Below are 14,885 nucleotides of genomic sequence, written 5' to 3'. Positions count from 1 at the left end.
TATTCTGGAATGATGTTGTAATTACGACTGATCTCGATACTCATTTGGGGTCATCCCGTAATGTTTTTTAAACATTTTGCTGAAATATTGAGGATTTTGGTACCCAAGCTCACTTGTAATCTCGTATATCTTTTTATTCGTATTTTTCAATAGATACAGTGCACGCTCCATACGCATGCGAATCATATAGTCCCCAAGACCCTCTCCTGTTTCTGCCTTATAGATTTTGGAAAGGTATACCGGATGCAAATACACTTTGTCCGCAATCATCTTCACAGATAACTCTTGTCCCGTTTCACGGGTTACTAGCTCCTGGACTTGGTTAATAACATGTCTTCGGCTCTGTGTTCCTTCTTGATCAGACAGCTCTTCCTGGAGCTTGGTTAACATCTCTGTTGCCCAGCGGCGCAGTTTCTCAGGTGATTGAATCAACTGATGAGCTAGCAGCAGGTCAAATCCAGCATGATCAATCTCGTGTACCAGATGTCCCTGTTTATGAGCGATATACATGAATGCATTCGTTACGGATAAGTACACCTCATAGCCATGTTCTCGTGACAAACGTACACGCTCCGCCTCATCAAATACAGCATCAAGCTTCCGTGCGGCTGCCTCCCACTGTTTAGTTTCAAGCAATTGAGGCAGAACTGGTGGTTTGTATAACTCGTCCAAAACCTGCGAATCATTGTCAGAGCGCTTGGTTGTATTCGAATCCAAATACTGAATCATATTCTCTTCGGGACCTGTAAGCACAAGTGAGCCTAAGCCTCGGCGATAAGCCGTCGTTAGTTCTTCAAAAGGGAAAGGCTGCGTTACGACCATCGAGATATCTCCCTGCAAATATCGAATGACATGCTCCCGGAAGGTAGCGGTAGGTCCTTTAATTTCGTCCAGATTCATCGTTTCAGTTCCGTTTAAGTTCTGATTCTGTAACAACATCACTAGACATTCATGCGGCCCACGACCAAACCATACATTAAACTGTGTTCCAAACACCTCTTCGGCGATATTTCCGACTGCAAAATCCATCAGGTCTATTGATTGTTGATCCATACTTGAGAATCGACCCGCAAGACGAATCAACATCATAACGGCTGGTTGTTCCGGTTCCAATTGAATTTCATACTGCTGCATCTGTTCACCAAGTGCCCGAGCTGTAATCTCGCGGCCTAACAATAGGTCATGCATCAAATTTTCCCGCAAAATTTTGTAATCGGATTTGCGGCTATATAACAAACGGTGATATTTATCGAACTCATCCCATTCATCCCGAAGTGATGTGATCGCTGCGGATACAGAAGCCATGAATTCATCATCGTTGACTGGTTTGAGAATATAATCAGCAGCCTGCAACTGAATCGCTTTTTTTGCATATTCAAAATCACTATGACCTGTTAACAAAATACAACGGATATGTGACCACCGGTTACTGACTTCTGCAATGAGATCCAGTCCCGACATGCCTGGCATACGAATATCTGTCACCACAAGGTCTACTGCATTTTCTTCCATAATCTCTAATGCTTCCTTGGCAGACGCTGCACGAAACACTGTCGTTACTCCAAGCTCACCCCAAGGGATCGTCAGTTCCAGACTTTCTGTGACATACGTCTCATCATCAACCAATAAAATATCAATCAATTTGCACACTCCTCATCTTAGACGCTGCATTTCCTAGCGCTCTCATTACACTTCTTCATGGTCATATATCATCTATAAGATCGTTCTCTTAAACCATCGGCGACTGTAACGTTGCAATCTTCTCTTCACCTACAGGCCATATTAACTTCACTCGCAGTCCACCAAGCGATGATTCCTCAATATAAATACCTGCCTTCTCGCCATATCTCAGCTGCAATCGCTGGTTCACATTCCACAAGCCACAGCCCATTTCCTGATCCATCGTTCCACTGAGTTTTAGCTGCAGAGCTTCTCGCCCTTCTGCACTCATACCTTGTCCATCATCCTCAACTTGAAGAATCATCATCCCATCACGATATTCCCCTGTGACCTTGATCTCTCCAGCCTCAGCGTCTGCTTCAATCCCATGTATCACCGCGTTCTCTACCAATGGCTGAACAATCAGTGGCGGGACTTCCTGTAGCATTATATCTTCGGATAGATCAATCGTGTAGTGAATGCGATCCATACGCATCTTCTGAATTTCCAAGTAACAATTCACAAATTCAATTTCCTCCGTTAGGGGCACAACATCCCGTTCCTGTCTCGTTGTATAACGATAATATCTGGACAGATTATGCGACATTGCCACAACGGCATCCACCCGTTTGAGCTTAGCCATACTCGTAATAAACGAGAAGCAATTATAGAAGAAATGTGGATTAATTTGCGACTGTAGCTGCTTCAGCCTAGCCTCACGCACATGAATTTGCTCTAGATACACGTGTTCGAACAACTGCTGAATCTGGTCTACCATCGAATTGAACCTTTCAGACAAAAAGCTAAATTCGTTACGTCCTTTAGGCTGAATCCGAACGGAATAATCCTCCTGTTTCAAGCGCTGGAATCCACGAATGAGCTGTTTGACCGGCACCTGCACCTGAACATATAACATATATGCTGCCAGAAAACTCATTAAGAAAAGGCAGAACATCGAGGAATAAAACAAAAGATTCGACTGATGGATTGGCTTCAAAATTGCGGATAGCGGCATATAATCAACCAGATACCAACCCGTCGTGCTCGATTTCACCGTGTTGACCATATAGGGCTCCCCGTCAATAACGACGGTTCGATTGTCCACATCCTTAAGCTGTTGAATGGACAGCTCATTGATGAGTTGACCCGTTAACGTCCGATCTGAGGTACGATTATAGATCACCCCTGCATCTTCGCGATAATAAAAGGGGTCATGTCTTCCGTCATCTTTAAACTTGTCTAACATGTCACGGATATTGCTGCTATCGAACTCCAGTTTTATGATCGTTTCCGCATTATTTGCCGGGTCACTAATCCCATAGGGGGATACAGTAATCCAGCTGAACATAAAGCGATCGTCCTCTCCTGCTACACCGGCAATTCGGCGTACATCCCAGCCAGAAGAGATTGAATCCCGTAATGACAACTTGTCATACGAGCGGGCATCCCGTTCAGATACCACCCTACCCAAGGAGGGTGAGTACAGATACAATTTGGTTTCCCAGTTGGAAGAGCTCTCCTGAATGCTTAACTTGTTCTGAATTCGTTTCACAAGATTGATGGTATCCAGATCAAAATACTTGCTATCTGCAAAAATCCGTCGAAAGCTCGCTATATCGGGGTCATGAATGAGCAGATTCGGCCATGACGATAACAATTCAATATGTGTGTTCACCTGGTTCTGAAAGAACTCAAGCTGATTGCTGTTCGAGCGATTGAGCTCATCCCGGAGCACGGCTGTTGTTTTGTGATTGGAATACCAATAGAGCAACACGACAGGAATTAACATAATTAAAATCAAAATAACCATCTTGGAAAATAGGTTTGTCCGATATGACATTTTCTCATCTCACCTTGTCTTAAATTGTCGGTGACATCTATTTTAGCTATACACGCCCTAAACATAAATGATTATTTTCGTATTTCACACGATTCGCACTTACACCATAGACACCGTACCTACACTACCCCTTCCGTAATAACAAACAGAATAGCTCACTCTCCATCGTAAGCGTTTCCAAGGATAAGGGATAGGTCACAATGTCAATATTTCTGCACTAATTCCAGCTTGTATAGCCCAAAAAAAGCCGGCTTTCGCCGACTCTTTTCAATCCATTGTAATGGAAGTTATGTATGTATTCTATGCTGCTAAGGCATCTCATAATCAAATACGATATTCTGTCCCTCAATTCCGATATCGAGCACAATATCATGTAGTTTGCCTTGAAAAGGGAGCGGTGATCCTGCTAAACCGGAAAATGCAAGCTGACCCGCAAATGTACTACGGGGTTCAATCTCAATGCGTACAGGCTTCAGCTCAACAGAGCTTAACGATTCGTAGAGCGGATCGTCTTGATTTCTGTAACTACGTGCAAGATCAGGTTTGACCATGGCAACGATAAGTTGTCCACTGTAATTTTTAATCATTAGATCACATGTCGCTAGCGTATCACCATCATCAACGACATCGTACATACAAGAACTTTGGTTCTGTACATAGGAAACGGCATTCGTTCCCGTTGCACTCCACTTAACGATGTACATGACTTTATCCGTGATGAAGGAATAACTGAGAACAGTGACCAAAACCATTAACCATAGCATACTCGCAAGACGTGGGAACGTTGATCCCAACACTTTACGTGTAATGAAGTAACTGCAGACCAGCATACCCAGACCTATAAAAAGTGTGATGTGAACACCTCTGACATAAGTTGTTGTATAAGGCAACAATCCCACTTTACTCAATATCGTATCGCCTACCGAGAAGCCCAGATGATGGTTGAAGGTAAAAATGATCGAAAATATTAAAAAAATGATTGAGAACGTAAGTTTCGCCCTCGACACATAAACACCTCCTAATCAACCACCTGATTATATCATATTTTCCCTATTTATGATCAACAATCCAGATGAGTGTGTAAAACGACAAAAAGACACCCTCGACTATGTGCCGAAGATGTCTTTATCCGTAGACTCCGTATCCAATGCGCAGATATAAGACTCTACTCACGGCTTGGTTCATCTACATGTTGAATTATTTTTTGGAAAGGAATGCATCCAGTTGTTCCTGTTTAGCTGCAATGATCTTATCAATGCCTGCGGCTTTCAGTTTCTCCAAGTATTTAGGGATCATCTCATTTGGATCTACCGCTCCAGAGGTCATTCCTGGTTTAAACTGTTTGTTCACATTGTTTACCGCAGCAATTTCGTTTTTGACCGATTGGCTGTTAAACGTAAATCCTAGGGCAGGTGACTTCACACCTTTGGCATTAAACTCTTTGAATTTCTCCCACTTCTGCGGATCTTCATTATCCCAGAGGTAGTTCAAGAACTGGTTACCGAGCTGCCATTGTGCACCTGGGTTGTATGTGCGGCTGTTCGCATCTACACCGTCAGGCAGTGTGATGATGTTGTCTGCTCCATCTTTCTTCACATAATGCTGACCTTCAATACCGAAATTAAGCAAGTTGTTGATTTCTTTATCAGAATGCAGCAGGTTGATCACTTGCATCGCTTTCTCCGGTTGCTCAGAGGAGCGAGAGATCGCAAGCATCGCACCGGAAGCATCGCCAGTTGTAATGGTTGGTTGCGTCATTTCGATCTGTGTGAGCGGGAAGCCTACATAGCCTTCCTCTTCTTTGTCCTTACCTGGCTTCATGCCGTCTGTCCACATAAATGCTTTGCCTGCTTTGGCTTGGTCTTTCGGGAACACATTGGATGTAGCTGCATCACTATTGATATATCCGGCTTGGTACCACTTACGGGCGAGTTCAGCAGCTTCCTTGAATTCTGCCGTCTCCACTTCGTTCAGTACTGTTGTGGAGCCTGCTGTCTTCGAGATAACGCCTGGTACAGATGCATCACCGAGGTAATCCCAATCCAGATTTTCTAACAAACCGTTACCGTTGGTATTAGACATGTAGAACGGTGTGATGCCTGGTTCATTTTCCTTAATTGTTTTGAGCAAAGGCTCCAGGTCTGCCCATGTTTTCACCGCCGCTAAGTCCAGCTTGTATTTGTCAGCCAGATCCTGACGCACGAGCACACCACGTGTTGCTGCAAGCTCTTTATTCGTTGGTACACCATAGTTGACCCCATCTACCTGAGAACCTTCAAGGAAGGCTGGGTCTAGATTTTTCTTAATGTCCTGACCATGCTCTTCGAGCAGATCATTCAGTGGCAGGAAAGCTCCTTTGGCAACATTGACCGTGTAGTTCTGCCACGCTGCTGTGAAGATAATGTCTGATTTCTCACCAGAGGAGATCATCAGATTCAGCTTATTGTCCCACTGTCCCCAGTCGATCGCATTGATTTTGAGCGTTGCCCCAATTTTCGGTTCCATCTTTTTATTGATCTCAGCTTCTACCAAGGCAACATCCTTCTGTGGTGTTCCTGGATAATACAGCGTCACTTCATAAGGCTTCCCTCCACCTTCTGCTGCACCTCCGCCTTCTGCACCTGGCGTTGTAGTTGTTCCGCCTTTGTCCGTTGAACAGCCTGCAAGCACGAGACTCAGTGCCATGACTGCAGCCGCGAATCGCGGCCATACCTTTAACATTTTAACCAAATGAACCCCTCCCGTCATGTGTTTAACCCTACAACCTGACCGTCAATTACCCCAATTCACTTTTGTATATGCCCTTTCAACTATCTTCGTTTCTCCAGCTCTTCCTCCGCTAACCGGCCGGAGTTAGCCCTTCACTGCACCTACGGTAAGCCCTTTGATGAAGTACCGTTGGAAGAACGGATAGGCTAGCACAATAGGTCCAATTCCGACTACAGCCATTGCCATCTGCAATGTTTTGTTCGGTAGATTCAGCAATCCACCCTGTGAGGAAATCTGTGAAGACACATTAGAGTTAGAAGTCAAATATTGAATATCGAGCAGCGTTCGGTACATTAGGTACTGAAGGCTGATCGTCCGGTTATCCGATATAAAGATCATACTTAGATACCAATCATTCCAGTAATTAAGCGTACTAAAGAGTGCAACCGTTGCCATAACTGGAAGGGAGAGCGGAAGTACAATGCGTGTAAACGTTCTCAGTTCACCGGCTCCATCAATTCGAGCCGATTCCAATATGGAGACCGGGATCGAATTCGCGAAGAATGTCCGCATGACCAGTACGAAGAACGGTGATAGAAGCAGCGGCAAAATAAGTGCCAGAATCGAATTTTTCAAATCAAGCACATTCACATATACGAGATACCAGGGTACCAATCCACCATTGAACAACATAGTGAAGAAGATAAAGAATGCAAACCATCCTCGGTATGGCAAATCTCTACGTGAGAGCGGATAAGCATATAATGCAGTCAGAGCCACACTCGTAATCGTCCCCACCACAGTTACAATAATGGAAATGCCGTAGGAGTGAATGATCTGATCCATATCCTTAAACAAAAACTCATAAGCCGTCAGACTGAACTTCTCAGGAATTAACTTATAGCCGTTAGCGATTACTGTTGTTTCGTCCGAGAAAGAGATGGCGAAGACAAGCAGGATCGGCACGATACAGGCTATGGCGTAAAAGAGAAACATGCCGTGAATAATCGAAGCGGAACGCCGCGAAACGGCCAATGGATCACGTGTTTTCACAGTTGACTTGCCCCCTCTCAAAATAATGCATTATCTTTGTCTATTCGTCTCACGATGGTATTGGATACCAAGACAAGCACGAAGCCGACGACTGCCTGATAGAGACCTGCAGCAGAGGACATTCCTATATCGCCGCCGATCAAGAATGTACGGTACACATAAGTATCAAGTACGTTCGTTACAGGGAACAGCGCACCTGATTCCAATGGAACTTGATAGAACAAACTGAAGTCTGCGTAGAATATACGGCCAATCTGTAACAGAGTCATAATGACAATCAACGGAATGAGAAACGGAACGGTAATGAAGCGAATTTGATGCCATTTGGTCGCTCCATCCAAGACGGCCGCTTCATAATACTCCTCATCGATGCCTACGACAGCTGCGAGATATATGACGGCATAATATCCTATATTTTTCCACGTATTCACCAGCGGTAATATATAAGGCCAATACTTCGGCTCAGAGTACCAGTCAATTGGCTGTCCACCAAAGATCTGCAATATGGTAGAGTTCATGAACCCCGAATCCTTACCCAGGAACGCAAGTACCAGGTAACTGACTACAATCATGGATAAGAAATAAGGCAGCAGCATAAGTGATTGGTATAATTTCGACATGGCCTTGTTCTTAACTTCATTTAGCAAGATCGCTAGGCCTACGCCGACAAATAGATTTAGTGCGATAAACACGGTATTGTACGCAAGTGTATTTCGGGTGATCTCCCACGCGTCACTCGTGGAGAACAAATACTTGAAGTTATCCCAGCCGCTCCATGGACTTCCTAGAATACCGTCGGCATAGTTTACATTTTTGAAAGCAATGAGTACGCCGAACATGGGCATGTAGTTGTTCACCAGCAGAAACAGAATTCCTGGCAGAAACATGAGATAAAGCACTTTAAACTTTCCAAGATTGTACAAGACCGATTTACGTTTGCGAACTGACCCCGCTCCTACATCTGATATCCGTGCGTGATTACCCGTCTCGGGTTGTGTCTTCATAGCCTCTTCTCCCTCACTCCTCTTGAATTCTTCCTCAGGATGTGGCACCGTTTGTGTCTCCTGTGGTTCAAGTATACGGCTGAGAGAACTGATCCAATATCTACTGTGGTGACCTGTTCAATGATCAAATTATGACTTTCTCGTATTTCGGCTGAATCCTATATTCGATGCTGAGATGCCGTCAGGCATCCTTCGCAATCAAAAGGGGACTTTTTGAACAACCTCATACAATTAAAGTTCAAAAAGTTCGATTTTCAGTGCCGAGAAGATGGGATGAAGCTAGAAATGGAGTAGCGGAGCGTAGGCAAACCTACGTGAGCAACGGACATTTCGGCTGAATCCCATATTCGATGCTGAGATGCCATCAGGCATCCTTCGTAATCAAAAGCGGACTTTTTGAACAACATCTTACAATTGAAGTTCAAAACGTTCGCTTTTCAGTGCCAAGAAGATGGGATAAAGCTAGAAATGGAGTAGCGGAGCGTAGGCAAACCTACGTGAGCAACGGACATTTCGGCTAAATCCCATATTCGATGCTGAGATGCCATCAGGCATCCTTCGTAATCAAAAGCGGACTTTTTGAACAACCTCATACAATTAAAGTTCAAAAAGTTCGATTTTCAGTGCCAAGAAGATGGGATGAAGCTAGAAATGGAGTAGCGGAGCGTAGGCAAACCTACGTGAGCAACGGACATTTCGGCTGAATCCCATATTCGACGCTGAGATGCCGTCAGGCATCCTTCGCAATCAAAAGTGGACTTTTTGAACAACATCTATAAAATAAAATACAAAAGACGCAGCATGCTGCGTCATAGCTGTACGGTACGCGATTGTTTGCGAAATTCCTGGGGTGTAATGCCGGTACACTTCTTGAACATTTTCGTAAAATGAGAGTAATTATAGTATCCGACCTTGCCCGCAATATCCGTGACCTTCACGGTAGACTGGGATAATAACGTTTTCGCTTTTGCTACTCTGCGCTGTAAAATAAACTCTGATAGAGACATGCCCTTCTCTTTCCGGAACAGACGAGACAGATACGCGGGGTTAAATCCGGCAAAGGAAGCTAGCTCTTCTCGCATCAGCTCTTCACCAATATGATTCTCAATGTAGATGCACAACTGATCTACGATCGTCATTGGACTATGGTCGTCTGGATACAACACAGGCACCACACGACTAATCAGATCCAATGTCCACTGCTTCAATTGTGGTAAAGAACGTGTTACAAAACTCTCTTCCGGCTCACGTTCCCCTGGATAAAGACTACGTACAGATACATTTTTCTGATGAAGCAGAGGATACACCACATGCAGCATCGCATGATAGTACAGTCGCAGAATCTCTGGTGACAACCTCTCCTGTCCAGCCAACAACTCAAAAATCTCATCAACACGTTCACGTAAATCTCCCACTTTGCCTGTCTCAAACAGGATGGATAATTCGGAGAACCACGGAATCGGTAAAAAACGATCTTCGGTATCTCGGCCTTGCTCATCGTATACAAATACACCTGCGAGCTCCTTAATATTGCGACGCTCCATGTCCATCAGCTCATTCAGCATCCCCTGCAACTCGGTAACCGCAACAGGAACACCCACATAACAGGATAATCGGCAATAGAAGTACGTACCGCATTCTCGAATATAGATCTGGCAATCCTGTTCCATCTCACTCGCGGAAGCTACGATGCCATCTTGTTCATACGCAAGCACGATATTTAGACCGCCATGATCTTGAAATACTTCACCAGGTCTGTCCCCGAGCAACATCTCTTTAGCTGCGTTTCGCAGTGCATATTCCAATACCTCTTCATCCCGAAGGTCAAATTCACGAACCCATTCCTCCACCGAAATGACGATGGGTACAATACGTGCATTGGGATCAATCTCGGCTCCATACACTTCGGCTAATTCCTGCAAGCGCTGTTTGGTCAACGTCATTCGTTGAGATATGGCATCTTTCCAGAATCGCTCTGTCAACAATGGCTTATGTGTCTGCCAGCGTTTGTAGACGGTCTCGTACAGTTTATTCGTATGTGTGCGCTGCTCACCTGCTTTGATTTTATCTACGGCCTGACTTACTATCTTAAGCAATTGATCCGCAGGAGCTGGCTTAAGCACATAATCAAAGCTGTTCAGCTTAATTGCCGACTGCGCATATGCAAACAAAGCATGACCTGTAAGGAAAATAGTCAACATACCTGGATCATGCTTAAGAACCCAGCTCTGTAAATCGAGCCCTGTCTCACCAGGCATTTCAATATCACAGATCATGATATCGATAGCGTGTCGCTTCAGTATTATTCTCGCCTCTTCAGCATCTCCTGCACTAAATACCTGATCAATGCCCGCCGATTGCCAGTCCACCCCTTCAACCATAGCCTGTAGGGCGTATACTTCATCATCCACGATCAACAGATTCCGCATTAGGCTCCCCCTTCTTCCTCTTCCGTCTGTGCGGGTATGTGAATTACCACTGTGGCTCCACCATCAGCTTGGTTGCTGAAGGCAAGCCCGGCTACGTCTCCATATTTCACCATCAATCGGTGTGCTACATTCCAGATTCCGATGTGCTGTCCCCCTGGGTCTTCTGCATATTGCCCTTGCTGCAGACGGTCCAGCAGCTCCTGGTTAAAGCCCACCCCATTGTCCTCTATCGTTATAAATAACATTGGAAGCTGTTCTGTCTCATCTTTGTTCGCAGTGGCACCAGATACGATTACTGCGCTCTCCCCTTTAATGCGAATGACAAAAGGCTCTGTACGCCGCTGAAATCCATGAATAATTGCATTTTCTACGAAGGGTTGCAGCGTTAATGGTGGCAGCACATAGTGCCCCAGACCCGTGTCGACTTCCAGCGAAAAACTAAACTTGTTTGGAAAACGAAGTTTCTGAATCTCCAAATAATGGCGAATATGCTCCAGTTCTTCATCAAGTCGAATGACACGTTTGCCAGCTCGCAGGCTGAAACGGAAATAGTCGGCGAGATGGCCTGCCATCTGTTGCACCAGTTCATGCTTCTGTAGAGAAGCCAGACTATGAATGATATTCAGGGAGTTCAGATAAAAATGAGGGTTAATCTGCATCTGTAGTTGCTTGAATTCCGCTTCCCTCGTTCTTAGCTGCTCCTCATAAACATCGATCTTAAGATGCTGAATCTGACTTGTCATCTGATTGAAGCTTCGAGTAACAAACTCCAGCTCCGAAGAGGCGGGTGGCTCCAATCTGACATCAAGCTCACCTCTACTCACCCGTCTCATACCACGAATAAGCATATTCATTGGCCGGAACAGCAATTGACGGACAAAGACAAGAGCCGTAATAAGAATCACCGCTGCACCAATAGGCAGCAAACGAATAATCCGTTGGAAGAAAGGCAAGTTTCGCATCATGTCTTCTTCTGGCAGAAGCACAACATAGTTCATTTTGGACATCGCTGAAGGCAAGCCAAGCATCAAATATTGACGTGCCTTACCCTTGGATACTTCTTCCGAGATAACCTGGTAAGGGTTCTTCAGTCCGGGAAGATGGGCAGCCGCAAGCTTAATCTGATCTGCACTTAAGGATGAATTGGACAATGCGACACCATCTGTGTCTACAATAACCGCCCCACTACGATCTCCCGATTCCGTGGATTGCTCTGGATAATTCAGTGCATTCATGTCCACAAGAGCACCGGCGTAGAATTGCTGATTGATGCGCACCGTCTTTACGAGTGCATTTCTTGATTCACCGCGGACAATCCCCCATTCAGGCTGCTGGATATCCCCTTCGAATTGCTGCATTTGCACAGGCATGCTCTTCTGCACGAGTGACATTTTGATATCGTAATCACCGGATGTGGCGAGCAACAGATCATCATTTATGGCGTCGTACAAAAAGAAGGAATCAATCAGATTGTAGAAGCCTATATCTGTCATGAATTTATTCATGATCCGTTGCTTGGCAATAATATAATCCCCGCTACCGTATTTTAGAAAAAACAAGGAGATGATATCTGGGTCACGCTCACCCAGGCTATATAGATAACGATTCGTTTCCTGAAGCACACGTTCATTTTGTTCAACGCTCTTCACTAAATGATTCATATTCGTTAGTGATACTTGATCACGTACAACATTCATGGCGTACACATTGTTATAGTACATGAGCAGAAACAGGGGCAGCATGATGAGTGTCAGACCCACTATAAATTTGAATCGCAATGAACGGATGAAGTTCATGGATGACCGTCCTTTTTTGATCAGCATTAAAATACTTTTGGTAAAACCCTCAATTGTAAACGTTATCAACAATACATGTTCTTTCTTATCCTTGTACAAGATAAGTTGTCTATTTTCCATTTTTCTTCCTTATGATGGCATGTTCATTGTAATCATGCTCGCTTTCCATTGTCTATGCACTCTTGTTACCTCTAACTACCACTCTGGTGACATTCAGTAGTAAGAACGATACACATTGTATAGTTAATTAAGTTCTCTATCTGTAAAAAAAATCCTCCTACACCATCCATTTCTCCATGAACGCCTGATGCTGACATGCATACGATATATCACGCCTTGGGCTCTCACGATGGAAGGAGACTTGTAATGTGAATATTCAACTTGTTCCGCTGCATTATGTATATCTGGCGTTTATCGTACTTATCATCGCTGTAATGATTCGGCGAAGAGATACAACCATTATCTGTGTTGCTGGTATTATGACCATTGGTCTGCTGGCTACCGAATCATTAACCGGTTCTGTCTCAGGCATATTTAACAGTTTTATCTATGCGGTCAAAGAGCTAATCAGTACCATATTTATCATCTCAATCATTGTAGCTATGAGCCGGGTGCTTATTCGAACAGGTATTAATGAAGTAATGGTAGCGCCACTGACACGGTTTATCCGGTCACCGCAGGTCGCTTTCTGGGGCATCGGCCTCATTATGATGGTGGTCTCCTTCTTTTTCTGGCCATCGCCTGCAGTTGCTCTAGTCGGAGCTGTTTTGCTACCTGTTGCGGTTCGTGTAGGTCTTCCGCCCATCGGAGCGGCCATCGCCATGAATCTGTTTGGACACGGGATTGCTTTATCAGGAGATTTCATCATCCAAGGTGCGCCCAAACTCACGGCCGATGCTGCCGGACTTCCCGTAAGCTCAGTCATAACAGCAAGTATTCCGCTTGTCATCGTGATGGGTGCCGTATCCACCATTACGGCATTTTGGATGCTTCGCAAAGAGATGCAAGCGAATCACGCCGATCCCCTTCGTAACTCAGGTACAGGAGAAAGGCATGTAACCCCTACTGCACTCACTACTGTACCGGAAGCAGCTTCTCCCTCCATTGAACAACAGCCTATGCCTCCAATTTGGAAAAGAACATTCGCCACTTTAATCCCGTTGTTATTTGCAGTTGATGTCATTCTTATGTTTGTGTTAAATCTTCAAGGTGGAGATGCTACAGCTCTGATTGGTGGAACAGCTGTGCTGATTCTGATCGCAGTAACCCTTGTAGCCCACCGTCACACAGGCCCTGAAGAAACGACCAGTTACCTTATCGAGGGATTCCAGTTTGGATTTAAAGTATTTGGGCCCGTCATCCCGATAGCGGCGTTCTTTTATCTTGGGGATGCTGCCATCACGGAGCTATTTAACAATCCCTTGCCTGACGGATCTCACGGTATAGTAAATGATCTTGGCGTTGCCCTAGCGGGATTAGTACCTCTGAATGATTCAATTGGTGCGATTACTCTCACACTGACCGGTGCGGTCACAGGTATGGATGGTTCGGGGTTCTCGGGGATCTCTCTCGTTGGTTCAATTGCAACGATGTTTGCCGATACAGCTTCATCTGCAGCTACGCTTACCGCTCTAGGGCAGGTTGCCGCGATTTGGGTCGGCGGTGGAACTTTGATTCCATGGGCCTTAATTCCAGCCGCCGCCATCTGCGGGGTAAGTCCGTTTGAACTTGCTCGTCGAAACCTGAAGCCTGTATTACTGGGCTTAACCGTTACGACCATAGTAGCCATTTTTTTATTATAATCGTTCATTAATCGTTGAAGAAAACGGAAAGAATGACGGCTGCTTACACGCCCAATCTCTGAGCTCTATACGACTCCACGTTGCCAGATGCAGCAGCTCCACATAGGGATCACCCTGTAACTCAAGCACTTGAGCAAAGGCTGGCTCGGTCTTGAGACCTGATCGTTTTAATCTTCGAATTTCACGATGTCCCTCAGCCCCCCATAGTTGTAACAGTTCCCACTCTACCTTCATATGAAGGTATGCGTTCTGTTGTTGAATCGGGACAGCTTGAGCAAAAATCTCTATAGGCCAATGATCAATCTGAAAGTTACATGTCACATAAGATGCTCCATCACCGCTTCGAGCACCATGGCTACAATGAAAATGCGGCATATTACCCAAATCTCGGTGAATAAGAGTTGCAAAAGCATCTAGATCATTTGCTTCACAAAGGATATCTAGATCACTGCCTGATATGTCAATATCAATAGGTACCGTTCCCGCAGGATAAGGGTGGAATGCTGCCAAGGTCAGTAGAACTCTACTTTCTTGGAGCACCCGGTAGGCATCACGCTGTCGTTCATTTCCTGCTACGAGATGTGCCATTACTT

10 protein-coding genes are annotated in these 14,885 nt (G+C 45.0%); 1 reads left to right on the top strand and 9 read right to left on the bottom strand.

Annotated elements, in window-relative coordinates; all coding sequences use genetic code 11:
- Nucleotides 1–21: 21 nt before the first annotated feature.
- From M3636_RS14755 to M3636_RS14720, 8 genes are all read right to left on the bottom strand, one after another.
- Nucleotides 22–1,641: a response regulator gene (locus M3636_RS14755; RefSeq protein WP_251383006.1), complete on the bottom strand. Its 1,620-nt coding sequence runs from the start codon at nucleotides 1,639–1,641 to the stop codon at nucleotides 22–24.
- A gap of 88 nt (nucleotides 1,642–1,729) precedes the next feature.
- Entirely contained in the window at nucleotides 1,730–3,499 is a 1,770-nt protein-coding gene (locus M3636_RS14750; protein WP_251383004.1) for a sensor histidine kinase, read from the bottom strand.
- A gap of 308 nt (nucleotides 3,500–3,807) precedes the next feature.
- Nucleotides 3,808–4,506: a hypothetical protein gene (locus tag M3636_RS14745; RefSeq protein WP_128101306.1), complete on the bottom strand. Its 699-nt coding sequence runs from the start codon at nucleotides 4,504–4,506 to the stop codon at nucleotides 3,808–3,810.
- 190 nt (nucleotides 4,507–4,696) lie between these two features.
- Nucleotides 4,697–6,220 (bottom strand): ABC transporter substrate-binding protein, encoded by a 1,524-nt coding sequence (locus M3636_RS14740; RefSeq protein WP_251383086.1) that lies wholly within the window; start codon nucleotides 6,218–6,220, stop codon nucleotides 4,697–4,699.
- A gap of 132 nt (nucleotides 6,221–6,352) precedes the next feature.
- Complete coding sequence (locus M3636_RS14735; RefSeq protein ID WP_056700379.1) at nucleotides 6,353–7,261, bottom strand: carbohydrate ABC transporter permease; 909 nt, start codon at nucleotides 7,259–7,261, stop codon at nucleotides 6,353–6,355.
- 17 nt (nucleotides 7,262–7,278) lie between these two features.
- Complete coding sequence (locus tag M3636_RS14730; protein WP_251383085.1) at nucleotides 7,279–8,265, bottom strand: ABC transporter permease; 987 nt, start codon at nucleotides 8,263–8,265, stop codon at nucleotides 7,279–7,281.
- A gap of 809 nt (nucleotides 8,266–9,074) precedes the next feature.
- Complete coding sequence (locus M3636_RS14725; RefSeq protein ID WP_251383003.1) at nucleotides 9,075–10,694, bottom strand: response regulator transcription factor; 1,620 nt, start codon at nucleotides 10,692–10,694, stop codon at nucleotides 9,075–9,077.
- Nucleotides 10,694–12,610 (bottom strand): sensor histidine kinase, encoded by a 1,917-nt coding sequence (locus M3636_RS14720; RefSeq protein ID WP_251383002.1) that lies wholly within the window; start codon nucleotides 12,608–12,610, stop codon nucleotides 10,694–10,696. The genes M3636_RS14725 and M3636_RS14720 overlap by 1 nt, the downstream gene beginning before the upstream one ends.
- A 248-nt stretch (nucleotides 12,611–12,858) precedes the next feature.
- Between M3636_RS14720 and M3636_RS14715 the strand changes: the two genes are divergently transcribed.
- Nucleotides 12,859–14,292, top strand: a complete 1,434-nt coding sequence (locus M3636_RS14715; RefSeq protein WP_251383001.1) for a hypothetical protein — start codon at nucleotides 12,859–12,861, stop codon at nucleotides 14,290–14,292.
- On the opposite strand, the gene M3636_RS14710 is transcribed toward M3636_RS14715, so the two are convergent.
- Nucleotides 14,287–14,880 carry a DUF4269 domain-containing protein gene (locus M3636_RS14710; RefSeq protein WP_251382999.1) on the bottom strand — a complete coding sequence of 198 codons (594 nt, stop codon included), beginning with the start codon at nucleotides 14,878–14,880 and terminating at the stop codon, nucleotides 14,287–14,289. The genes M3636_RS14715 and M3636_RS14710 overlap by 6 nt on opposite strands.
- Between the last annotated feature and the right edge of the window lie 5 nt (nucleotides 14,881–14,885).

Origin of the sequence: Paenibacillus sp. MER 99-2, assembly GCF_023714095.1 — a bacterium.
In the GTDB taxonomy this organism is placed as follows: Bacteria; Bacillota; Bacilli; order Paenibacillales; family Paenibacillaceae; genus Paenibacillus.
Note: the sequence above shows the minus strand (reverse complement) of the source record. Positions and strands in the feature narration are given on the sequence as shown.

Coding starts and splice junctions, on each gene's coding strand:
- M3636_RS14750 (WP_251383004.1), bottom strand. CDS start 3,499: ATGTCATATCGGACAAACCTATTTTCCAAGATGGTTATTTTGATTTTA.
- M3636_RS14730 (WP_251383085.1), bottom strand. CDS start 8,265: ATGAAGACACAACCCGAGACGGGTAATCACGCACGGATATCAGATGTA.
- M3636_RS14720 (WP_251383002.1), bottom strand. CDS start 12,610: ATGGAAAATAGACAACTTATCTTGTACAAGGATAAGAAAGAACATGTA.
- M3636_RS14710 (WP_251382999.1), bottom strand. CDS start 14,880: ATGGCACATCTCGTAGCAGGAAATGAACGACAGCGTGATGCCTACCGG.
- M3636_RS14740 (WP_251383086.1), bottom strand. CDS start 6,220: ATGTTAAAGGTATGGCCGCGATTCGCGGCTGCAGTCATGGCACTGAGT.
- M3636_RS14725 (WP_251383003.1), bottom strand. CDS start 10,694: ATGCGGAATCTGTTGATCGTGGATGATGAAGTATACGCCCTACAGGCT.